Origin of the sequence: Pseudomonas sp. 22085 (assembly GCF_052045815.1) — a bacterium.
Lineage (GTDB): Bacteria > Pseudomonadota > Gammaproteobacteria > Pseudomonadales > Pseudomonadaceae > Aquipseudomonas > Aquipseudomonas glycinae.
In genome coordinates this window covers 71,784-93,978 of record NZ_JBQEQA010000001.1, presented here as the reverse complement: position 1 = coordinate 93,978, position 22,195 = coordinate 71,784, and the positions used below count along the sequence as shown (strand labels likewise).

Below are 22,195 nucleotides of genomic sequence, written 5' to 3'. Positions count from 1 at the left end.
GTTGGAAGGCGTGCAGAGTGCCTGCGGATGTTTGCCCGACGATGTCCGGCTGGTGTCCGCGCTGAAGGAATGTTGCAGGATTGAAATATATGACCGGCGCATCGAAATGGTTTTAGATGCGCTTCTTTTGGGGTCATGGATTGCGCAAACGTGAGCAGATTGCTGATCGTCGATGACGACGGGGAAATTCTGTCCTTGCTGAAGAAGTTCTTCGTTCAGCACGGCTATCAGGTCGATGTCGCCGCCCATGGCGAGGCCATGTGGGCGGCCATTGCGCAGGCGCGGCCGGACACCATCATCCTCGACCTGATGCTGCCCGGCGAGGGCGGCCTGAGCCTGTGCCAGAAGGTCCGGACGCAGATGGGCATTCCGATCATCATGCTCACGGCGATGGCCGAGCTGAGCGACCGCATTGTCGGCCTCGAACTGGGCGCCGACGATTACCTGACCAAACCCTTCGCCCCGCAGGAACTGCTGGCCCGGGTGCGCGCCCTGCAACGTCGGATCGGTGAGAACACGCCGTCCGGCACCGAGCCTTCACGGCCGGTCATGGCCTTCGCCGGTTGGCATCTGGACATCACCTGCCGCGAACTGCGCTCGCCGGAAGGCGTGATGATTCCGATGTCCGCTGGCGAATTCGACCTGTTGCTGGTGTTGCTCGAACATCCGCAACGCATCCTGACCCGCGAACAACTGATCGACCTGACCCACGGCCAGGGCCACGACGCCTATGACCGCAGCATCGACGTGCAGATCAGCCGGCTGCGGCGCAAGATCGAACCGGACAGCAAACGCCCGGACCTGATCCGCACCGTGCGCAACGGCGGCTACATGTTCACTGCCAAGGTCAGCCGCTCATGATCGGCCGGATGCTGCGGCGCGACACCCTCAGCCGGCGGATTGCCCTGACAATCGTCGCGGCCATGCTCGCTTCGCTGCTGCTCAACGCGCTGTTCGTTCAGGTCGCGGGGATCTGGGCCCGGCCGCCGATCGAGCGCACCGGGCTGCTGGAACAGATTGCCGCTACTACCCGAGTGATCGAGGCTGCGCCGGCAAACCTGCGCCCGCAACTGGCCAGTGCCGCCAGCAGCCCGATACTTGAGGTGTTGTGGAAACCCCGTCGGGTCGACTTCGGTCTGCCGGGGGACGGCGAACAGGTCGAGGCCGGAAAAGTGCCGGCGCTGCGGCAATTGCTCGGCGATGACCGACAGATCGATGTGTTCAACCCCGATGACTGGCCCGCCGGCAGCCCTCGCGCGCATTACATGGCGCTGGTGCGGCTGGCCGATGACAGCTGGCTGTCGTTCACGCCGCCGGAGCGCAGTTGGGGCTTGAGTCTGAACGTGCGGATTGCCGTGATCGTGGCTTTGGGATTGGTTGCCACGTTGCTGGTTGCCTGGCTCGCTACACGGCAACTGGCCCAGCCGTTACAGCGCTTTGCCCATGCGGCGCGGCGTTTTGGCGGGGATCTGAAAGCGCCGCCGATCCACCTCGAAGGCCCGCACGAAATCCGTCAGGCCATCGTCGCCTTCAATACGATGCAGGCGCAGATCCAGCATTTCATCGGCGAACGCACGCACATGCTCGCCGCGATCTCCCACGATTTGCGCGCCCCGCTGACCCGGATGCGCCTGCGCAGCGAGTTCATGGAAGACCTCGACCATCAGGGCAAACTGATCCGCGACATCGAGGAAATGCAATCGATGATCAACGCCGCCCTGGCGTTCTTCCGGGAAGACACCCACCTGGAACAATCCACCACGTTCGATCTGTCGGAGTTGCTGCAAACCATCGTCGATGACTACCGCGATCAGCACATCGACATCGGTTTCACCGGTCCGGCGCATGTGGTGTATGACGGCCGGCCGCTGGGCATCAAACGGGTCATCGTCAATCTGCTGGATAACGCGGTGAAATACGGACAGCGACCCAGTGTGGCGCTGAGCTGCGATGACACGTCGATCCGCATCGAGGTCATTGACGAAGGGCCGGGAATTCCTGAGGACGCGCTGGAGCGGGTGTTCGATCCGTTCTTCCGACTCGAGACCTCGCGCAACCGTGACACCGGTGGCGTAGGGCTCGGTCTCTCGGCGGCACGAGGAATCATTCGTGAACAGGGTGGCAAACTCAGTTTGCGTAACCGCCGCAGCGGCGGCTTACGCGCACGGGTTGAGTTGCCGCACCGCTGAGGCCTATTCGTCGCCGGGTGCCAGCAATAGATTCGGCGCCAGGCGCTGATAGCCGTCCTGAGCCAGGCGCATGTCGAGCAGCAGACTGCCCAGATCCGCCGACAGCGCCTCGCCCTCCCCGTCGTTCTCCAGATACAGCAACTTCAAATAGCTGTTGCAGCCCGGACAGACCTCGGCGCGCAACGGCGCCTGATTGGCGGCGTGACGGTCATCCTCGAGGCTCAGGTACTCAAGCCCTTTGCTTTGCTCGCAATACACGCACTTGACCCGCACCACATGCCATTCGCAGGCGCACAGCGAACACACCAGATAACGCAGGCCGTTGTGCTTGCCGCGATGGCGGATCACCCCGGCCATGGCCGGCGAGCCGCAGGCCGGGCACTGACTGAGGCTGTCGCCGGGTGTCAGTTGCAGGTTTGGCGCACTGAGCAGCCAGTGACTCCACGCCGCTTGCAGCGCCGCCCCGAGAAACGGCACCAGCGCCGCCGGCACCAGCGAATACTGGCCGCTGACCAGCGCCACCGCCCAGGCGCGCCACTGGCCGGGGCTGGCGATGCGCAGCGTAGTCACGGCCTCGACCACCGCCGGTTGCTCGGGGACGACATAACGCTGGAGCAAAGCCCCGAGATACAGCTGCCAGGTGTCCTCGCGAATCAGGGTGTCGGCGGCGAACGGCGGCATGCCGTGTTGCCGGCAGACTTCCAGCCGCTGTTCATCAAGCGGCGCGGTCGAGGGCGGATCATCGAGGATTTGCTGTTGGACACGGCACAAACCGGCGATCAAATGCAGGTAATCGGCCAGCGGATGCCCTTCGGCCAGACGCTCGAGACGCTGGGCCCGCAACAGGAACAGGTTGTGCGGCGGCAGGTGCAGAAACGGCGGCGAACTGGCCGCCGCTTCGATTTCTCCGGGTTCAAGGATGGTTGGCAAACGTCAGCCCTTTTTCGTGACCGGTCGCTCTGGCGGATCTTTGCTCTCCACCTCGCGATACCAGAGTGCATGGTGTTTCCTGGCCCAGGCGCGGCTGACCCAGCCGTGCATCATTGCGTCCACCGAGCCCTTGATCCAGATCCCGGCGTAGATGTGCACGATGATGCTCAGGATCAGCACAAACCCCGCCAGAGCGTGCAGCAGCATCGCCCAGCGGATCGTGGTGATGCCGAAGTAATGACTGAAATACGCGCGCCAGATCACCAGTCCCGTGAACAGCAATCCGAGCATGCACAGCAGTAAAGTCCAGAACAGCAGCTTTTGCCCGGCGTTGTACTTGCCCACCGCCGGCACGGTTTCCTCGTCGTTGACCAGCACCCGGTCGATGCGCCGCAGCCATTTCCAGTCGTTGTCGATGAAGAAGTTGGAACGCCAGAAGCGAAACACCAGCCCCAGGAAGAACACGAACATCAGCACGCCCATGAACGGGTGCAGGATCCGAGTCCACGGCCCGCCGCCGAACAGGTGGGTCAGCCAGAACATCGACGGATGAAACAGCGCCAGCCCCGACAGCCCGGCCATGAAGAACAGGATCGCCACCAGCCAGTGATTGGTGCGCTGGTTGGCGGTGTAGCGCAGGATCGTCTTGTTGCTCATGGCCGGCCCTCCCCGCGTGGGTCGAAGGTGTGCACCGCCGGATCGACAACGTGCACCGAGGTGTCGGGCGGTTCGGGATGTTCATCTTCCTCGACCCGGTTCGGGCCGATCCGCACGTAATGGAAGAACCCGGCCAGCACCGCCGCGCCCATGGCCAGCAGGCCCAGTGGTTTGCTGATGCCTTTCCACAAGCCCACCAGCGGGCTGATCTCGGGGTTGTCCGGCAGGCCGGCGTAGATTTTCGGGGTGTCGGCGTGGTGCAGCACGTACATGACGTGGGTGCCGCCGACACCAGCCGGGTCATACAGGCCGGCGTTGTCGAAGCCACGGCTTTTCAGGTCGGTGATGCGCTCGGCGGCGTGGGTCTTCATGTCGTCCTTGGTGCCGAACACGATGGCGCCGGTCGGGCAGGTTTTCACGCAGGCCGGTTCCAGCCCTACCGCCACCCGGTCCGAACACAGCGTGCATTTGTAGGCCTTGTGATCCTTTTGCGAAATGCGCGGGATGTTGAACGGGCAGCCGGTGATGCAGTAACCACAACCGATGCAGTGATCCTGATCGAAATCGACGATGCCGTTGGCGTGCTTGATGATCGCGCCGGGGCTGGGGCACGCCGCCAGGCAACCGGGTTCGGCGCAGTGCATGCAGCCGTCCTTGCGGATCAGCCATTCGAGGTTGCCGGCGTCGGTTTCGTGCTCGGTGAAGCGCATCAGCGTCCATGAATCGGCGCTCAGATCCTGCGGATTGTCGTAGGTGCCGTGGTTATGGCCGACCTCGTCGCGCAGCTCGTTCCATTCCGAGCACGCGACCTGGCAGGCCTTGCAGCCGATGCATTTGGTGGTGTCGATCAGCTTGGCCACCTGTTCCTGGCCGCGTATCGAAGGCGCCGGCGTGGTGGTGGCCGAGCGGGCGATGATGTCTTGGCTGGCCATCTAAAGATTCTCCATCAGAGCTTCTCCACGTTGACCAGGAATGACTTGGATTCCGGGGTCTGGGTATTGCCATCGCCGAGGAACGGCACCAGGGTGTTGGTCAGGTAACCGTGGCGAGTCAGGCCGGTGAAACCCCAGTGCAGCGGAATGCCGATCTGGTGCACCACCTGGTTGTTGACCTGCAACGGCCGGATCCTTTTGGTCACCACCGCCACCGCTTCAATGAACCCGCGCTTGCTGCTGACCCGCACCCGGTCGCCGGCAACGATGCCCTTCTCCTTGGCCAGCACTTCGCCGATTTCCACGAACTGCTCGGGCTGGGCAATCGCGTTCAACTTGCAGTGCTTGCTCCAGAAGTGGAAATGCTCGGTCAGCCGGTAACTGGTCGCTGCATACGGGTAATCCTTGGCCACGCCGAGGCTGTCCCACACCGAATCGAAAATCCGCGCCGCCGGGTTGCTGGTGGCTTTCTTGTTTTCCGGGTGCAGCGGGTTGATGCCGATCGGCGTTTCGAACGGCTCGTAGTGCTCGGGGAATGGCCCTTCGTTCATCTTGTCGACGGCGAAGAACCGCGCCACGCCTTCGGGGTTCATGATGAACGGGTTCATCCCGGCTTCCGGCGGCACGTCGGCCTTGTAATCCGGCACATCGGTGCCGCCCCAGGCCTTGCCGTTCCACCAGACCAGGCGCTTTTTCGGATCCCACGGCTTGCCGGCGACGTCCGCCGAAGCGCGGTTATAGAGAATCCGCCGGTTGGCCGGCCAGGCCCACGCCCAGCCCTGATGCTGATGCATGCCGTACGGATCGGCGTTGTCGCGCCGGGCCATCTGGTTGCCAGCCTCGGTCCAGCTGCCGCAGAAGATCCAGCAACCGGACGCGGTGCTGCCGTCATCCTTGAGCTGGGCGAACCCGGCCAGTTGCGAATTGCCCTTGATCGCCACACCCGTGGCGTCGGTGAAATCAGTGGTGGCGTAGCCGTTGACCTCTTTGGCGATTTCTTCCGGCGAGGGCTCTTCGGCAATCTTGTACGGCCACGACAGCTTCAACAGCGGATCGGCGAATTTGCCGCCCTGGGCCTGATAACGCTCACGCAGGCGCAGGAACAGCGCACTCATGATCTGCACGTCGGTGCGCGCCTCGCCGGGGCCATCGGCGCCTTTCCAGTGCCATTGCAGCCAGCGGCTGCTGTTGACCAGCGAGCCGTCCTCTTCGGCAAAACAGGTGGTCGGCAGGCGAATGACTTCGGTCTGGATGTCGGCGCTTTTCACATCGTTGAACGGCCCGAAGTTTTCCCAAAACTGCGAGGTTTCGGTGGCCAGCGGGTCCATCACCACCAGCCATTTCAGTTTGGCCAGTGCCGCCATCACCCGGTTCTTGTCCGGCAACGCGGCAATCGGGTTGAAGCCCTGACACATGTAGCCGTTGACCTTGCCCTGCCCCATCAGGTCAAACACCTTGAGGATGTCGTAGTTGGGGATGTCGAGTTTCGGCAGGTAGTGGTAGGCCCACTGATTCTCGGCAGTGGCATTGGCGCCGTACCAGGCTTTCATCAGGCTGACGTGGAACTTGCTGTAGTTCTGCCAGTAGGACAATTGCCCCGGCCGCAACGGTACTTGAGTGCGTTTATGGATGTAGGCCGCGTAATCCTGCTCGGCATCGGTGGGCAGGGTCAGGTAACCCGGCAACGCGTTGGACAGCAGCCCGAGGTCGGTCAGGCCCTGAATGTTCGAATGTCCGCGCAAGGCATTCACGCCACCGCCGGGCATGCCGACGTTGCCCAGCAACAGTTGCACCATCGCCGCGCTGCGGATGATCTGCGAGCCGATCGAGTGCTGGGTCCAGCCCAGCGCGTAAAGAATGGTCATGGTCTTGCCCGGTGCCGAGCAGGTGGCGATTTCCTCCCAGATTTTCTTCATGGCATCGACTGGCATGCCGCAGATCTGGCTCGCCAGGTCGATGTTGTAGCGGCTGTAATGCTGCTTCATCAATTGGTAGACGCAGCGCGGGTCCTGCAGGGTCGGATCGACTCTGACGAAGCCGTCGTCACCCAGCTCATAACCCCAGGTGGATTTGTCGGTGTAGCTGCGCTTGGCCGCGTCGTAACCGGTGAACAGCCCGTCCTCGAAGCCGAAACCGGCTCTGACGATGAACGACACGTCGGTGTAGTTGCGCACGTATTCGTGCTGGATCTTGTCCTCGGTCAGCAGGTAATTGATCAGCCCGCCCATGAACGCGATGTCGCTGCCGGTGCGGATCGGCGCGTAGTAATCGGCCACAGACGCGGTCCGGGTAAACCTCGGATCGACCACAATCAGCCGCGCGGCATTGTGCGCTTTGGCTTCGGTCACCCATTTGAAGCCGCAAGGATGGGCTTCTGCTGCGTTGCCGCCCATCACCAGGATCAGATTCGCGTTGGCGATATCGGTCCAGGTGTTGGTCATGGCTCCACGGCCGTACGTCGGGGCAAGACTTGCCACCGTCGGGCCGTGTCAGACACGCGCCTGGTTATCGAACCCCAGCATGCCGAGACTGCGCACCACTTTGTGGGTGATGTAGCCCGCTTCGTTGGACGCTGCCGACGCTGCGAGGAAGCCGGTGGTCAGCCAGCGATTGACCGTCTGGCCCTGGGCGTTCTGCTCGACGAAATTGGCATCGCGGTCGGCCTTCATCAGGTCGGCGACGCGGTCGAGGGCTTCGTCCCAGGTGATCCGGGTCCATTCGCTGCTGCCGGGCTTGCGCACCTGCGGGTACTGCAAGCGGCCGGGGCTGTGAATGAAGTCCAGCAGGCCGGCGCCTTTCGGGCACAGGGTGCCGCGATTGACCGGGTGATCGGCGTCGCCCTCGATATGGATGATGTTTTGCGCAACGTTCTTCGCCGCGTCGCCCTGGCTGTACATGATCAAGCCGCAACCGACCGAGCAATACGGGCAGGTGTTGCGGGTTTCATGGGTGTGGGCAAGCTTGAAGTGGCGCACCTGCTCGGCGAAGGCCTGCGTCGGGGCCATGCCCAACGCGCCCAGGCTAGAGCCTGCAAGGCCGATACCGGCGACCTTGAAGAACTGACGACGGCTGAGATCCATCGTGCACTCCTGATCAGGTGGAACCCGGTACTGGTGCCGGGTTTGTTCTGGACAATCACGGTGGCGGCACACAGGTACCGACTTTTTCACTGTAGACAATGCCCCCGCCGCCTGTGTGAAAACCGACCGTCGGGCAAATATATGAATACTTGTGGGAGCTGGCTTGCCAGCTCCCACAGGTAATGTGGCTCCCGCAGTACTTGGGGTTTATCATCGCCGGCACGACCCATCTCCGCCTTCAGAGACCGCGCATGACTTTCGATTTTGATCAGGTATTCGACCGCCACGACACCGGCAGCACCAAGTGGAGCCGCTATCCGGCCGACGTGTTGCCGATGTGGGTCGCTGACATGGATTTCGCCGCGCCGCCGGTGGTCATCGAGGCGCTGCAACAACGCCTGCTGCACCCGTTGGTCGGTTACAGCGTGGCCCAGGACAACCTGCGGGAGGCCATCGTCGCCGACCTCTGGAACAAGTTCGCCTGGCGGGTCAAACCGCAGGAGCTGATCTTCCTGCCGGGCGTGGAATCGGGTTTCAACATGGCGCTCAAGGCGCTGGTGCAACCGCAGCAGAACGTCGTGGTGCAAACCCCGAACTACCCGCCGCTGCGCCACGCGCCGGGCCATTGGGGCCTGAACAAGGTCGAGCTGGAATTCAACGCCCAGGCCGACGGCAGCTACGCCACCCCGCTGGACGCACTGCGTGAATCCCTGAACGGTGGCGGTGCCCTGCTCCTGAGCAACCCGCACAACCCGATCGGCAAGGTCTTTGGCCGAGAAGAACTGCAAGCGGTAGCGGACATCTGCGTGGCGCAGGACGCCTGGATCATCTCCGACGAGATCCATGCCGAGCTGTGCTACGACGGCCGCGTGCACATTCCGACCGCGTCCCTGAGCCCGGAAATCGCTCGCCGCACCATCACCCTGATGTCGGCGAGCAAGGCCTACAACATCGCCGGTCTCAAGACTTCGTTCATGATCATCCAGGACGCGGCCCTGCGCGAGCGCGTCAACCACGCCCGTTGCGGCATGGTCGACAGCGTCAATCCGCTGGGCATGGAAGCCACCCGCGTGGCCTACAGCGAAGCCGGTCCGTGGCTCAAAGAACTCAAGCAGTACCTGCAAGCCAACCGTGACTGGCTGGTGGACGCCGTGCGCAGCCGCCTGCCCGGGGTGACCCTCAATGTGCCGCAAGGCACGTATCTGGCCTGGCTCGATTGCTCGGCGCTGGATCTGGACGACCCGCAAAAATTCTTCCTGGACCACGCCCGCGTTGGCCTCAGCCCTGGCCTGGATTTTGGCGATCACAGCCATCAATTTGTGCGCCTGAACTTCGGCTGCCCGCGTTCGATGCTGGAAGAAGGCATCGCGCGGATGGAGCGAGCCCTCAAGTCCCGGTAATCACGTCAGGGCAAACCCAAGCGTCAATCCGATCGAACTCAGCGCAAACGGGTCGGGTCAACCGGCCTACTTGCCATGAGACCCGGAGATTGACGATGACCGACTATCCAAAACCCCCGTTCCCGAAACAGGCGCAGCCGGTTCCCGGTTCGCAGCGCAAAATGGAGCCGTATCCTGATTGCGGCGAACAGAGCTACACCGGCTCCGGCCGGTTGGCCGGCAAGATCGCCTTAATCACCGGTGCCGACAGTGGCATCGGCCGTGCGGTGGCCATTGCCTTCGCCCGCGAAGGTGCCGATGTGGCGGTCGCCTATTTGAATGAACACGAAGACGCCAAGGAAACCGCGCGCTGGGTTGAACAGGCCGGTCGCCAGTGCCTGTTGCTGCCCGGTGACATTGCGCAGAAAGCCCAGTGCCAGGCGTTGGTGGATCAAACCGTCGAGCGCTTCGGCCGCATCGACGTGCTGGTCAACAACGCGGCTTTCCAGATGACCCACGAAACCTTCGAGGAGATTCCCGACGACGAATGGGTGATGACCTTCGACGTCAACATCACCGCGATCTTCCGCCTGTGTCAGGCCGCCATCAAACACATGGGACCTGGCTCCTCCATCATCAACACCAGTTCGATCAACTCGGACATGCCAAAACCCTCCCTGCTCGCCTACGCCACCACCAAAGGCGCCATCGCCAATTTCACCGGAGGCCTGGCGCAAATACTTGGCCCGAGGGAAATCCGCGTGAATTGCGTGGCGCCGGGGCCGATCTGGACGCCGCTGATTGTCTCGACCATGCCCGATGAGGAAGTGCAGCATTTTGGCGAGCAAACACCATTGGGGCGTCCCGGCCAGCCAGTGGAAGTTGCGCCGATCTACGTGCTGCTGGCGTCTGACGAAGCCAGCTACATCACCGGCCAGCGCTACGGCGTGACGGGCGGCAAACCGATGCTCTGAACCACTTGCCAGAAAAAGTGAACCGCTGGACAGGGCGACCTCTCCATACCTTCATGGCCCATTCGGGTTGCGAGATCAGGAGGTCGTCATGTCCGCACCTATCGTCAAGCTCTTTACCCAGCCTAACTTCGCCTGGACCGATATCCGCCGCGAAGAAGAGGCGCATCCGCGTCATTACCTGGCCCATTTGCTGCTGCTGGCCCTTGTGCCGGCGGTGTGCCTGTTCATTGGCACCACCTATGTCGGCTGGAGCCTGGCAGTCGGTGAAACCGTGAGACTCAGCAGTACCAGCGCACTGCAACTAAGTATTTTGCTGTACCTGACCATCGTGGTTGGCGTGGTGATCATCGGCGGATTCATTCGCTGGATGTCGCGCACTTTCGATGCGCGGCCGACGCTCAATCAGTGCATCGGTTTCGCGGCGTACACCGTCACCCCGTTTTTCATCGCCGGTATCGCCGGCCTGTACCCGAGCCGCTGGCTGGCGGTGCTGGTGCTCGGCGCAGCGTCGATCTATTCGACATTCCTGTTGTTCGTCGGCCTGCCGACTTTCATGCACGAGCGCAAGGAACAGGGTTTGCTGTATTCGGCCAGTGTGTGGGGTGTCGCGCTGCTGGTGCTGGTGACGTTGTTGGTGTCGATGATTCTGCTGTGGTTCAACGTGCTGACGCCGGAATACCTGCGCACGACTGCAGGTTAGGCCGGTCATGTCGGGGCGGCATCGAACTGACCTTACGGGCCGCGCGTCATGAGCTTCATCATCTGGGTGGCGGTGCTCGGTGCCGTGCTGCTGACCCTGGCGCTGACGTCGTCGTACCTGCGCTGGATGCCGGTCACCACCTCCGCTGTCTGTTTGCTGCTGGGGGTTGGCATCGGGCCGGCCGGGCTCGACCTGCTGAAACTGCCGTTGAATGAAGCCTCTTTGTGGATGGAGCACCTGACCGAAGTCGCGGTGCTGTTTTCCCTGTTCGTCTGCGGTTTGAAGTTGCGTTTGCCGTTGCGCGACAAACGCTGGCGGATTGCATTCGGCCTGGCGGGCCCGGTGATGGTGCTGACGATCATTGGCGTCTGCCTGTTGCTGCATTTTGGCCTGGATCTCGATTGGGGGCCTTCGCTACTGATCGGGGCGATTCTGGCGCCGACCGACCCGGTGCTTGCGGCGCTGGTGCAGGTCAACGATGCGCGGGATGTCGACAGCGTGCGGTTCGGCCTGTCCGGCGAGGCCGGGCTCAATGACGGAATCGCCTTTCCGTTCGTGATCCTCGGGCTGTTGCTGCTGCACGGTGAAGGGTTTGCCGCCGAGTGGCCCGCCTGGGTTATGCGCAGCGTGCTCTGGGCGGTTCCAGCCGGTTTGCTTTGCGGGTACTGGATGGGCCGTGGCATCGGTCGACTGACCCTCTCGCTACGTATCCGCAACGATGACAGCACTCTGAGCCCGAATGACTATCTGGCCCTGGCGTTGATTGCGCTGGCGTATGTGGTGGCTGAATCCATCGGCGGCTATGGCTTTCTGTCGGTATTCGCCGCCGGCCTCGGCTTGCGTCAGGAGGAAGTCAAATCCACCGGCGCCCACCAACCGCCCGCCGAGCACATGGTGCAACCGGTGGTCGGTCATCAGAACGTCGAGCCGCAGCAGGCGGTGCACGGCGACACCGAGCGGCTGGAAGACAGCCAGGTCGCCGCCGGCATCATGATGGGCGACATGCTCGCCTTCGGCGGTCTGGTGGAACGGGCGATGGAGGTGTTTCTGGTTACCCTGCTGGGTGTGGTGCTGGTCAGCCACTGGGACTGGCGGGCACTGCTGGTTGGCGGCGTGCTGTTCTGTGTCATTCGCCCAGTCTGCGTGGGGTTGATGCCGTGGGGGGCGTTGCTGGCAGGACGCCAACGGTTATTGATCGGTTGGTTTGGCATCCGCGGCATCGGCAGTCTGTTCTACCTCTTCTACGCGCTGAACCATGGGCTGGGAGACAACATGGCCACATTGTGTACCGACCTGACCCTGTCGGTCGTGGCCCTGAGCATTCTGCTGCACGGCGTCAGCACCCAGCCGATCCTCGCGCGCTATGCGCGGCATAAAACACACAAACCCTGAACTCACTTCATCGACCGGCCAATGATCTCCACCAGATTCAGCTGATTGAACGGTTTCGACAGTCGCGGCAACCCCGCTGCAAATCCTTCGAGGCGTTCGGCATAGCCGGTGGCGAGGATGATCGGCAGATCCGGCTTGAGCAGGCGCACGGCGTGAGCCAGTTGCGCGCCGCTCATTTTCGGCATGGCCATATCGGTGATCATCAGATCGATCACCTCGCCCCGTTCGAACAGCTCCAGGGCCCGGGCGCCGGAGGTGGCACTGACCACCCGGTGACCAAGGTCTTCCAGCAGCAGAACCGTGCTGGTGAGTACCAGACTGTCATCATCGACCACCAGCACGCTAAGGCGCGGCACGGTATCGGTGGACGCATTCGAGCCAATCGATTTGGCCGCGGCGCCTTCGATGGCTACCGGCAACCACAGTTCAGCGGTGGTGCCCTGCCCCTTGGTGCTTTTCAGAATGAAGCGGCCACCCAATTGCTCGATGAATCCATGGACCATCGACAACCCCAGACCAGTGCCTTTGCCCAGCCCCTTGGTGGTAAAAAAAGGATCGGTCGCCGACGCCAGCGTGTCAGCGTCCATGCCTTCACCGGTATCGCTCACTCGCAGACAAACATAACGCCCGGCCGCCAGCGTTGAATCGTTCTGTTCGATGACCACTTCGGCTTCGGCACTGAGGGTTACGCTGCCGCCCTCGGGCATGGCATCGCGAGCATTGGTCGCCAGGTTGAGCACCGCCAGCTCCAGCTGATTACTGTCGGCCAGCACCGCTTGCAGGTCTTCGGGGAACTGCGTTTCGATGCGGATCCCCGGCCCCAGTGAACTGCGCAACAGCCCGGTAATGCCCTGTACCAGTTGCGGAATCTCGACAGGTTCGGTCTTGAGTTCCTGACGCCGGGCGAAGGCCAGCATGCGCTGGGTCAGCGACACGCCGCGCAATGCGCCCTGGGTGGCGTTCTCCAGCAGACGGCTGACTTTCGGGTCATCGCCGACCCGTTTGCGCACGATTTCCAGGTTGCCGAGGATCACCGTCAGCAAATTGTTGAAGTCGTGGGCAATGCCGCCGCTGAGTTGGCCGATGGCCTGCATCTTTTGCGCCTGGAACAGCGCCTCGCGGGTTTTCTCCAGAGCCTGTCGTGCCTGGGTGGCTTCGGTGACGTCGCGGGTGATCTTGGCAAAACCGAGTAAAGTGCCGGTGTCGCCGCGAATCGCATCGACCACCACATGCGCCAGAAACCGCGTGCCGTCCTTGCGCTGGCGCCAGCTCTTGCTTTCGAACCGGCCCTCGCGCACCGCCGTCTCCAGGGCACGCTGGGGTTCTCCGGCTTCCCGGTCTTGCGGGGTGTAGAACATCGAGAAGTGCCGGCCGATGACCTCCTCCGGCTTGTAGCCCTTGATCCGCTGCGCACCGGGGTTCCAGTTGGTCACCCGGCCTTCGGGGCTGAGCATGTAGATCGCGTAGTCAGTGACGCCCTGCACCAGCAGACGAAACTGCTGTTCGCTCTGTTTGAGGGTTTCTTCGGCCATCTTGCGGTCGGTCAGATCGCGGGTGATCTTGGCAAAGCCGAGCAATTGCCCGCTCGGACTGAAAATCGGGTCGATCACCACATGGCACCAGAAATGCGTGCCGTCCTTGCGTACCCGCCAGCCTTCACCCTCGAACCGGCCTTCGCGAATCGCCGTGTCCAGCGCCCGCTGCGGCAAACCGTTGGCGCGATCTTCGTCGGTGTAGAACCTTGAAAAGTGCTCGCCAAGGATCTCGGCTTCTTCGTAACCCTTGAAGCGCTTGGCGCCGGAGTTCCAGCTGGTAATGATCCCCTCGGGGTCGATCATGTAGATCGCATAATCGACCACCGCATCGATCAGCAAACGAAAGCGCATGTCTTCGATTGCAGCGGACTTCTTGTTCTCGCTCATCAGGCTTGGCTCAAAGCAAATTCTCAATGACAGGAGTATGCGTCAAACCGGTGGAATGGACAGCTGCAAAAGCATACCGGGCCGGGCAAGGGACAGCAGCTCATCGCTGGACATATCTGACGATCCTGGCGTAAAGCGCATTGAAGAGGAAATCCGGTACCTGCGTCGCGTATTGCGTTGCTTTGGACAAGGCCAGATGGCTCTCCCTGACCATTTCATTACGCTCGCTTTCGCCATTGACCGATTTGCTGAAAATACGCTGATAGGCCTCGTAGCTGTAAGGCGTGACTGTCGAGGAAATGGAGAGCCTGTTCTGGCTGTCCAGGCTGTATGTGCTGTGCGCGCGCAGGACCCGATCCTGCAAGGCCCCCAGGCCGCGTTCGTACAGAAAAATCTGCGATCCGCTGACTTTTTTGGCGGCCGCCTCCAGGGTGTACAGCACTGCATGAGCGTTACCAAGGCTGGTTTTCAGCACCGACGGTTTGACGAAACGCTCGAGTTCGCCCTTTTCGAGGCTTTTGAGCCCGCGTCGAACCCCGGAAATAAAGGCAAAGGGGTAGTTGCAGGCGACCACGTGCACTTCCAGCTGATAGCCGGCATTGGCGGCGTACTCAGGCAAGGCGGCAAATTCGATGGTGTCGAATGCGCACTCCAGAATGATGTTGAGTTTTTCGTTGAAGGCTCTTTCGAAAATCTTCTGGCACAGATCGCGGACGAACGTCTCTGTGTGTTCGTAGGCATGCAATACGCCGATTTTGATCATTTCCTCATATTGCGGATGCTTTTCCCGATACTGGGGAAGGTAAAGGCGAACATGGTTTTGATAGCGACCGGAAGGCAGCAGGCTTTTTTCCAGAAGGTAGGTTTTGCCCGAACTTTGCACGCCGGCAGTGACCAGCATCCGGGGTGTGGTCTCGGCCGTTACTGCGGAAAACAGCGTCGGGCTGAGGGTATCGAAAGCGGCAGTGACCTGCTCCGGCGTGTAGGTGTAGTGGTAGGCAGTGGTGAAAGACATGCAGTGATTTCCTTATCTCGTCTTGAGGGATACCGGTGACCGGCCCTATGACTAAAGACCGGTTTTCTGACCTCATCAAAGACAAGATATTTACAACGTATATCGCTGTTTTATAAATGATTATTCCTACAGCTTGCGGTGAAAATCGCCCTGTTCAAAGTCCCGAAAACGTACGTCAACCCGACAGGTTTCCTGCGCATTCACTCCCTTCCAGCGACCACCAGCGCGGCAGCAACTGCCGAATCCGGCCCTCGGCAAAACGATCATCGATCAGCATCACCACGCCGCGATCCTGCTGGGTGCGGATCACCCGTCCGGCGGCCTGTACCACTTTCTGCACGCCGGGGAACAGATAGGTGTAGTCGTAGCCGGCACCGAAGATCGCGGCCATACGGCGCTTCATCTGTTCATTGACCGGGTTGAGCTGAGCCAGCCCGAGGGTGGCGATGAACGCGCCGATCAGCCGCGCGCCGGGCAGATCGATGCCTTCGCCGAACGCGCCGCCGAGCACGGCGAAGCCGATACCCTGGCTGTCGGCGGTGAATTGATCGAGAAACGCCTGACGCGCGCCTTCGTCCATGCCTCGGGATTGCTGCCACCGGGTGATGTGTGGGTGCCGCTCGGCCAGCAACTGCGCGACCTGTTGCAGGTAATCGAAACTACTGAAGAACGCCAGGTAGTTGCCCGGACGTTCACTGAACTGGCGGGCGATCAGCTCGACAATCGGTTCCAGCGACGCTTGCCGGTGCGTGAAACGGGTGGAAATCCGGCTGACGATCTGCACCTGCAATTGCTCGGCGCTGAACGGCGACTCGACGTCGATCCAGACCGTGTTGGCCGGCGTGCCGAGCAAATCCGCGTAATAGTGGCGCGGGCTGAGGGTGGCGGAAAACAGCACGCTGCTGCGCGCCGCCGTCAGGCGCGGGCCGATGAACGCCGCCGGCACCACGTTGCGCAGGCACAGTTGCGATAACGGGCGTTTGCGTTCGAGGTCACGTTTGCTGATGTCGAACAGGTAATGCGCGTCGAACAGTTCCGCCACCCGACCGAATTGCAGCATCTCGAAGTAGAAATTCTGCAATCCGCTGTCGAGTCCTTGCGGGTGATCGTTGAGGTAGTCGCCGATGCTCGCCGTGCAGGATGAGAGCGCCTGCAGCAGTTTTTCCGGCGCCTTGTCGTAGGCCTGATACGGCGCCAACTGGTCATTGTGCAGGGCGTTCCATTCGCGATTGACCCGTTGCAACGACTTTTTCAAGGCCTCGGGCGCGGTTTTGCGCACGCTGCCCAGTGTTGCCTGATCGAGCGTCGCGCTGTACATCTGCCGCCCGCGCTCGACCAGGTTGTGCGACTCGTCCACCAGCACCGCAACGTTCCATTGATTGAACTGGGCCAGACCGAACAGCAGCGCGCTGAAATCGAAGTAATAGTTGTAGTCCGCCACCACCACGTCGGCCCAACGGGCCATTTCCTGGCTCAGGTAATACGGACATACCGCATGTTGCAAGGCGACCTCACGCAGCGCGGCCTGATTCAGCAGGCGCAATTGGCTGGCGGCTTCGCGGGCAGCGGGCAAACGGTCGTAAAAGCCCTGGGCCAACGGGCAGGATTCACCGTGGCAAGCCTTGTCCGGGTGTTCGCAGGCCTTGTCCCGGGCGACCATTTCCAGCACTCGCAGGGGCAAGGTTTCGCTGTGATCGAACAGCACCTGCGCCGCATCCAGCGCCAGTTTGCGTCCGGGCGTCTTGGCGGTAAGAAAGTAGACCTTGTCCAGTTGCTGCGGCGCCATGGCCTTGAGCATCGGAAACAGGGTGCCGAGGGTCTTGCCGATCCCTGTCGGGGCCTGGGCCATCAGGCAGCGACCGGTGCTGACGGCCTTGAACACCGATTCGGCGAGGTAACGCTGACCGGGGCGAAACGCGGCATGGGGAAACCCCAATTGCTGCGCCGCCCGGTTGCGCGCTTCGCGGTGAATCATTTCCTGTTCGGCCCACGCCAGGAACAAACCGCACTGTTGTTCGAAGAACTGCCGCAGCGCATCGGCGCTGAACGCTTCGACCAGACAGGTTTCCTTTTCCGTGACGATGTCGAAATACACCAGCGCCAGATTGATCTGCTCCAGCTGCAAGCGACAGCACATCAACCAGCCGTAGATTTTCGCCTGGGCCCAATGCAGCGCACGGTGGTTTGCCGGCTGTTTGCTCAGGTCACCGCGATAGGTTTTGACTTCTTCCAGGCAGTTCTGCGTCGGGTCGTAGCCGTCTGCCCTGCCCTTGACCTTCAATGGCCCGAATGCGCCCTCCAGCGCCACTTCGCTTTGGTAGGCGTCGTTGCGCCGGGACGCCACGGTGCGATGCCCGGCGATGCCCTCCAGCGCAGTCGGTGACGGGGTGAAGCGCAGGTCGAGGTCACCGGTTTTCGCGGTGAATTCGCACAGCGCCCGCACCGCGATGCTGTAGCTCAAGCGCCCTGCTCCGCCCATTGCACGTAACACACGGCGACCGGCATCCGGTGCGTGTTGCAGAACTCCAGCCAGCGCAGCTGGTTGTCCTGCAAACGATCGCCGGGGCCTTTGACTTCGATCATCCGGTAGGTCTTGTGCTGCGGCCAGAACTGGATCAGGTCGGGCATGCCGGCGCGATTGGCCTTGATGTCCAGCAGCAGACGGCTGAACCAGTGCTTGAGGTGTTCGGCCGGCAGACAGGCCAGCGCCTGCTCCAGCAGTTCTTCATTGAGCGCGCCCCAGAACACGAACGGCGACTGCACGCCCCATTTGGCGGCGAACCGCGCGCGGATGGTGTCGGCATAACGGCCATCGTCAAGTTCGGCCAGACAGGTCTGAAACAGCTCGGCGCGGCGGGGCTGGAAGTCTTCATTGAGCAGATCCACTGGTCCGCGCTGGAACGGGTGAAAGAACGCGCCCGGCAATGGCGCGAAGATCGCCGGCCAGCACAGCAGGCCGAACAGTGAATTGATCAGGCTGTTTTCCACGTAATGCACCGGGCCCGTTTCTTCGTGCAGGTGCGCCTGAACGTGATATTCCACCGACAACGCCGGATCGAGACGCGGCAGATGCAGGTCCAGCCGTTCCACCATGCCGGGCGCCGTGCGCTTGATCGGTGGGCCGCCGAGCTTGCGCCGCAAACGCGGCACCAGCCGTTGCAGGCCCTGTTGTTCGGTGGCGGTTTCCGGCGCCTGCTCGGCAATGACCGCCAGTTCCAGAGCCAACGCATATTCGGCGCTGCGCTCCAGCACGCGGATCATCCGCAACCGCGCGCCGGGATAGGCGCAGTCGCGATAGATCTTCAGCGCCAGGGCGAATTCGCCGAGGCGCTCGCAGTATTGGCCGATCTGGAACAACAGCTTGCCGCGCCGGCGTTGCAGCCACGGGTTATCGAAATGCAGCGCCGCGACCTGCTCGACGATCGGCTCCAGCGGCTCGCCAGCTTCGAAATATAGCTGGCAATCGTGCAGAAACAGGCATGCATCGACGTCGGCACGGCTGCGCAAGCCCCGGGAATCGGCGCTGAATTCGACTTTTTCGTAGGTAAAGATGCCAAGGTCGGCGAGCACGAATTCCGACCAGTCCTGATAGAGGTTGCCGAAGAACATCAGGCGAAAACGATCACACAGGTCCATCAGCGTCAGGCTGAACAGCCGGTCCGGCAGCGCCGGGCACCATTGCCGGAAACTGCGGGGCTCGGGGAATTGTTCGTGCAGCTGCGGCAGCCAGTCGACTTTCTTGCCTTTGGGCTGGTCGATGGCCGGGCCGAAGGCTTGCAGGATCTCGGCCTTGAGCAACACCTCGAACAGATCTGTCATCGACAACGGCGCCTGTTCATCGAGCCAGCCGTGATCCAGCAGCGGTTGGGCCGCCTCGGCGATGTTGCCGATTTCCGGATAATTCAGCTTGCCGGCGCGAAAATGCACGCCCTTGCGCATCACCATCCGCACCAGCAATCCCTGGGATCCGCGCGGCAGTGCCGTGAAGTCGCGAATGAAAGCGTGTTCCGCTTCGCTCATCACATCGGCATAACGAAGCTCAAGCCAATCAAGCACCTGGCGGAAGTTGTTGAGGTAATAGAACGGGTCATCGAGGGGATTGGCAGTCACGGTAATTTCGGGGCCATGGCAAGCGAGTACTGGTTATGCGTACAGATACCAGCCTGCCCCGGCGGGCGCAAACGGAAAAAGATCAGTGGCACATTCATTACGGTTTTTTTCAGGTGGCCATCGAACTTTTCCGGGCGTAATGGCACCAACCGCGTTAGAGGCCGACAATGGTCGAAATGAACAGGAATGCTTGCTTATGAAAATCAAGACTCTCGGAATTCCGTTGGCTGTTGCAGCCTTGCTGACCCTGGCCGGTTGCTCGACCCCGACAGTGGTGACCTTGCAGAACGGCACCCAGTACCTGACCGAAGACATGCCCGATACCAAAACCGAGGATGGCTTCTACGAGTTCAAGGATATTTCCGGCGCCAAAGTCCGCGTACGTGCCGACGAAGTGGCCACGGTGCGCAAGGAAGACTGACGGATAAAACATCAAAAAAGGCTGCGTTCCTGTTGGAGCGCAGCCTTTTTTGCATTTGTCAGCGGGGTAATGCCATGCCCGGCAGGGAGCCGTCGCAACTGAAGGGACGCTCGCCGCGGCGAACCAGTTCTTCCTGCAAGCGCTGACAGCGCTGACGCTCCTGTTGCGCCATGCGGTCGATGCTCAGGTTGCCGGTCATTTCCGGCTCATGGTCTTCGCCGATGCGAACGGTCACGAACGGTTGTTCGGGCTGGATATGAAAGCGGCTTTTTTCTTCGACGGGTTTGGTGTCTTCGCTTTTGGCCGGCTCTGGCAGTTGATCGGGTGTCACGCCATAGCGGCTCAGAATCGAGCTGTGAGGCAGATCGGCCCAGGCATTGGCCGACAGCAGCGCCAGTCCCCCGATACCGAAAAACCTCTTGAAACCTTTCACGTGTGAATCTCCTGTACTCGTTGGCGACCCTTACATGACGAACGTTGCCGTCATGGCTTTAGGCCGCATTTCCTGTTAGTGCAGGGATTGGAGTCAGGGAATCGCTGGTGAGTCACTTTTGCTATGGGGAGGGAATACGCTCCCTCCCCACCCTTGCCGTCAGGCGATCACGATCCCGTCGGCACTCAGGCTGTTCAACGCAACCCCGACCAGCGTCACCGAATCAGCACCAAACTTCAGCACCGTATCCTGCCCCACCGCCGTGGCATGGGCGCGGAAGTCGTCGCCCGGCAACACTCCCTGCACGCCGAGGAACACCAGTTTGTCGTTGGCGGTGTAACCCACCACGCGATCCTGGCCGAATGCGCCGTTGAACAGGAAGGTATCCGCCCCGCCACCCGACTCCATCAGATCATTACCGGCACCGCCGACGAACACATCGTTGCCCGCCCCGCCGATCAGATGGTCGTTGCCGTCCAGCCCGAACAACCAGTCACCGCGGGCCTTGGCCTTGAGGGTGTCGGCGCCGCTGGTGCCTTTCACGCTCGACTCGTATTGAGTGACGTTGTTGCCGACCTTCAAACCGGTCGCTGTGACGCTGTGGGTCACGTCGTCCTTGAACAGGCCCCAGAGAAAGCCCGGCTCCTTGGTGACGATGCTGCCGATGTCGCGAGTGATGCTGATTCCGCCGTTGGCATCGCGGATATACAGGTTGCCGGCGCCGTCGTTGGCGAAGTCGAACTTGTTCACCGACTGTTGCAAATCGAGGGTGTTGTTACCGGCACCGCCGAGGATGACGTTGTAGCCCCCGCCATCGCGGAAGGTGTCGTTGCCGGAGCGCCCCTCCAGATAATCGTTGCCGCTGCCGCCCTGGATCAGGTCGTTGCCGTCGCTGCCGATGATGAAGGTGCTGCCCTTGTGGGTTTCGGCGTTGCGGTTCAGGTCCTGCACCCAGGTGTTGGCCCGTGCCGGATCCGACAGGTTGGCGACGATGATTGTCGAATCCTTGCTGGTCAGGTCGTAGAACTTCGACTCGATCACCCGGTTCATGCCGTCGCCATAGGCGGTCGGCAGGTGTGAGATCCAGGTCGGAATGTTGATGATAGAGAACGGCAGCACGTTCCACGCCGCCGAGGCGTAATGGTCGTTGAAACTGACGATGTTGTCGGTCGCCGACTCCTTGGGCGCGTCGTGCACGCCGAGGGAGGCGCCGGTGAAGGTCGAGCCGTCGAGGGCGCGGAACACCGGGTCGTTTTCGTAGCCGACGTTGAGCACCTTGTCGGTGCTGCTCTGGGTTGGCGAGGCGTAGGCGATGTAGTTGGAGTCCTGGAAGAACCCGCCCCATTTGCTGGTGCTCAAGTCCGCCATGCTGTTGACCGCCAGCCCGCCGAGGCTGTGGCCGCTGACCAGCACGTCCTTGCCGCTCAGGCCGTTGGCCTTGGCAAAGGCCACCACAGCGTTCATCAGGTTGCCGAAGGCTTCGCCGACGTAGTTCCTGGCGTAATCCTTGGGGCCGAACGCGGCGAGCAAGTCGTTGATCACGTCACCGATGGAATCGCCGATCAGGATTTCCCGCGGGCCGCTGGTGCCACGAAAGGCGATGCCGATCTCCGTGAGATGGCCCTGAGCGTCGTATTTGCCGAGGATTTCCACCTGAGCGCTGGTGTAGCCGGCCTTTTCGCCGAAGAAGGTGCCGCGCGCGTCGGTCTTGCCCTCGTAACCCAGTTGCGAGGCGGTGATCGGGGTCCAGCCGGCTTTTTTCACCGCGTCGAGTGCGGCTTTTTCCGAATCGGGATTCCACGGAATACCGGGGATCACCCCCTGGGAATCCGTGCCGCCGATCAGCGCGGTCACCAGCGTGGCCGGCAAGCCGAGGCCGAAGCCGTTCTGCTGATAACCGACGGCAAAGCCGTTATCGAGGTTGTGATAGGAATACAGCGTAATGGCCATGGCGTCGCTAAACAGCGCCTTGGATTCCGCCGTACCGAAGTTCTTGTAGTCATACACACCCATTGCTGTTGCCTCTCTTTTTGTTGGAATTGTTCAGAGATAGCTCACAAC

General features: G+C 61.6%; 17 protein-coding genes. 7 read left to right on the top strand and 10 right to left on the bottom strand.

The annotated features are described in order from the left end of the window. Positions 1-135 precede the first annotated feature (135 nt). A complete protein-coding gene (locus ACTJK7_RS00340; protein WP_440779715.1) occupies positions 136-861 on the top strand; it encodes a response regulator in 726 nt (241 codons plus the stop codon). After that, complete coding sequence (locus tag ACTJK7_RS00335; RefSeq protein WP_108561940.1) at positions 858-2,189, top strand: ATP-binding protein; 1,332 nt, start codon at positions 858-860, stop codon at positions 2,187-2,189. Before ACTJK7_RS00340 ends, ACTJK7_RS00335 begins: the two co-directional genes overlap by 4 nt. A gap of 3 nt (positions 2,190-2,192) precedes the next feature. Here ACTJK7_RS00335 and fdhE read toward each other — a convergent pair whose 3' ends face one another. Genes fdhE through fdnG form a run of 4 tightly spaced genes read right to left on the bottom strand, consistent with a single transcriptional unit; the run spans position 2,193 to position 7,788 of the window. Beyond that, positions 2,193-3,119 (bottom strand): formate dehydrogenase accessory protein FdhE, encoded by a 927-nt coding sequence (fdhE, locus tag ACTJK7_RS00330; RefSeq protein WP_085654090.1) that lies wholly within the window; start codon positions 3,117-3,119, stop codon positions 2,193-2,195. 3 nt (positions 3,120-3,122) lie between these two features. After that, positions 3,123-3,776, bottom strand: coding sequence for a formate dehydrogenase subunit gamma (locus ACTJK7_RS00325; protein WP_085654089.1), 654 nt, complete (start codon positions 3,774-3,776; stop codon positions 3,123-3,125). After that, entirely contained in the window at positions 3,773-4,708 is a 936-nt protein-coding gene (gene fdxH / locus ACTJK7_RS00320) for a formate dehydrogenase subunit beta (RefSeq protein ID WP_108561938.1), read from the bottom strand. Before fdxH ends, ACTJK7_RS00325 begins: the two co-directional genes overlap by 4 nt. A gap of 14 nt (positions 4,709-4,722) precedes the next feature. Next, positions 4,723-7,788, bottom strand: coding sequence for a formate dehydrogenase-N subunit alpha (gene fdnG / locus ACTJK7_RS00315; RefSeq protein WP_159085216.1), 3,066 nt, complete (start codon positions 7,786-7,788; stop codon positions 4,723-4,725). A gap of 251 nt (positions 7,789-8,039) precedes the next feature. Here fdnG and ACTJK7_RS00310 point away from each other — a divergent pair, with 251 nt between their 5' ends. The 4 genes from ACTJK7_RS00310 (at position 8,040) to ACTJK7_RS00295 (ending at position 12,233) form a co-directional block, all read left to right on the top strand. Next, on the top strand, positions 8,040-9,188 hold the full coding sequence (locus tag ACTJK7_RS00310) for a MalY/PatB family protein (protein ID WP_108561934.1): 1,149 nt from the start codon (positions 8,040-8,042) through the stop codon (positions 9,186-9,188). Positions 9,189-9,283: 95 nt separating this feature from the next. Continuing rightward, on the top strand, positions 9,284-10,141 hold the full coding sequence (locus ACTJK7_RS00305) for a glucose 1-dehydrogenase (RefSeq protein WP_108561932.1): 858 nt from the start codon (positions 9,284-9,286) through the stop codon (positions 10,139-10,141). A gap of 88 nt (positions 10,142-10,229) precedes the next feature. Further along, entirely contained in the window at positions 10,230-10,841 is a 612-nt protein-coding gene (locus ACTJK7_RS00300; RefSeq protein ID WP_108561930.1) for a Yip1 family protein, read from the top strand. Between the two features lie 48 nt (positions 10,842-10,889). Beyond that, complete coding sequence (locus ACTJK7_RS00295; RefSeq protein WP_108561928.1) at positions 10,890-12,233, top strand: cation:proton antiporter; 1,344 nt, start codon at positions 10,890-10,892, stop codon at positions 12,231-12,233. A gap of 2 nt (positions 12,234-12,235) precedes the next feature. Here the strand turns inward: ACTJK7_RS00295 and ACTJK7_RS00290 are convergent, their stop codons facing one another. The 4 genes from ACTJK7_RS00290 to ACTJK7_RS00275 all read right to left on the bottom strand — a co-directional run bounded on the left by ACTJK7_RS00290 (position 12,236) and on the right by ACTJK7_RS00275 (position 19,280). Beyond that, positions 12,236-14,155 carry a PAS domain S-box protein gene (locus ACTJK7_RS00290; protein WP_440779717.1) on the bottom strand — a complete coding sequence of 640 codons (1,920 nt, stop codon included), beginning with the start codon at positions 14,153-14,155 and terminating at the stop codon, positions 12,236-12,238. Between the two features lie 100 nt (positions 14,156-14,255). Beyond that, positions 14,256-15,170 carry a zeta toxin family protein gene (locus ACTJK7_RS00285; protein ID WP_108561923.1) on the bottom strand — a complete coding sequence of 305 codons (915 nt, stop codon included), beginning with the start codon at positions 15,168-15,170 and terminating at the stop codon, positions 14,256-14,258. A 175-nt stretch (positions 15,171-15,345) separates the two neighbouring features. Further along, positions 15,346-17,631: an ATP-dependent DNA helicase gene (locus tag ACTJK7_RS00280; protein WP_323162370.1), complete on the bottom strand. Its 2,286-nt coding sequence runs from the start codon at positions 17,629-17,631 to the stop codon at positions 15,346-15,348. Beyond that, complete coding sequence (locus tag ACTJK7_RS00275; protein ID WP_440779719.1) at positions 17,628-19,280, bottom strand: VRR-NUC domain-containing protein; 1,653 nt, start codon at positions 19,278-19,280, stop codon at positions 17,628-17,630. The genes ACTJK7_RS00280 and ACTJK7_RS00275 overlap by 4 nt, the downstream gene beginning before the upstream one ends. A 196-nt stretch (positions 19,281-19,476) precedes the next feature. Between ACTJK7_RS00275 and ACTJK7_RS00270 the strand changes: the two genes are divergently transcribed. Then, positions 19,477-19,701 carry a YgdI/YgdR family lipoprotein gene (locus tag ACTJK7_RS00270; protein ID WP_039768348.1) on the top strand — a complete coding sequence of 75 codons (225 nt, stop codon included), beginning with the start codon at positions 19,477-19,479 and terminating at the stop codon, positions 19,699-19,701. Positions 19,702-19,759: 58 nt separating this feature from the next. On the opposite strand, the gene ACTJK7_RS00265 is transcribed toward ACTJK7_RS00270, so the two are convergent. Both ACTJK7_RS00265 and ACTJK7_RS00260 read right to left on the bottom strand, forming a co-directional pair. Then, the gene (locus ACTJK7_RS00265; protein ID WP_108561916.1) at positions 19,760-20,134 is read right to left on the bottom strand and encodes a hypothetical protein; all 375 of its coding nucleotides are present in this window, start codon (positions 20,132-20,134) and stop codon (positions 19,760-19,762) included. 159 nt (positions 20,135-20,293) lie between these two features. Next, positions 20,294-22,147: a polyurethane esterase gene (locus ACTJK7_RS00260; RefSeq protein WP_440779721.1), complete on the bottom strand. Its 1,854-nt coding sequence runs from the start codon at positions 22,145-22,147 to the stop codon at positions 20,294-20,296. Positions 22,148-22,195: the final 48 nt, after the last annotated feature.

Bases quoted from the DNA above. Each gene is read 5' to 3' on its own strand.
- ACTJK7_RS00340 (WP_440779715.1), top strand. From the start codon at position 136: ATGGATTGCGCAAACGTGAGCAGATTGCTGATCGTCGATGACGACGGG.
- ACTJK7_RS00335 (WP_108561940.1), top strand. From the start codon at position 858: ATGATCGGCCGGATGCTGCGGCGCGACACCCTCAGCCGGCGGATTGCC.
- ACTJK7_RS00325 (WP_085654089.1), bottom strand. From the start codon at position 3,776: ATGAGCAACAAGACGATCCTGCGCTACACCGCCAACCAGCGCACCAAT.
- fdxH (WP_108561938.1), bottom strand. From the start codon at position 4,708: ATGGCCAGCCAAGACATCATCGCCCGCTCGGCCACCACCACGCCGGCG.
- ACTJK7_RS00310 (WP_108561934.1), top strand. From the start codon at position 8,040: ATGACTTTCGATTTTGATCAGGTATTCGACCGCCACGACACCGGCAGC.
- ACTJK7_RS00305 (WP_108561932.1), top strand. From the start codon at position 9,284: ATGACCGACTATCCAAAACCCCCGTTCCCGAAACAGGCGCAGCCGGTT.
- ACTJK7_RS00300 (WP_108561930.1), top strand. From the start codon at position 10,230: ATGTCCGCACCTATCGTCAAGCTCTTTACCCAGCCTAACTTCGCCTGG.
- ACTJK7_RS00295 (WP_108561928.1), top strand. From the start codon at position 10,890: ATGAGCTTCATCATCTGGGTGGCGGTGCTCGGTGCCGTGCTGCTGACC.
- ACTJK7_RS00290 (WP_440779717.1), bottom strand. From the start codon at position 14,155: ATGAGCGAGAACAAGAAGTCCGCTGCAATCGAAGACATGCGCTTTCGT.
- ACTJK7_RS00285 (WP_108561923.1), bottom strand. From the start codon at position 15,170: ATGTCTTTCACCACTGCCTACCACTACACCTACACGCCGGAGCAGGTC.
- ACTJK7_RS00270 (WP_039768348.1), top strand. From the start codon at position 19,477: ATGAAAATCAAGACTCTCGGAATTCCGTTGGCTGTTGCAGCCTTGCTG.
- ACTJK7_RS00260 (WP_440779721.1), bottom strand. From the start codon at position 22,147: ATGGGTGTGTATGACTACAAGAACTTCGGTACGGCGGAATCCAAGGCG.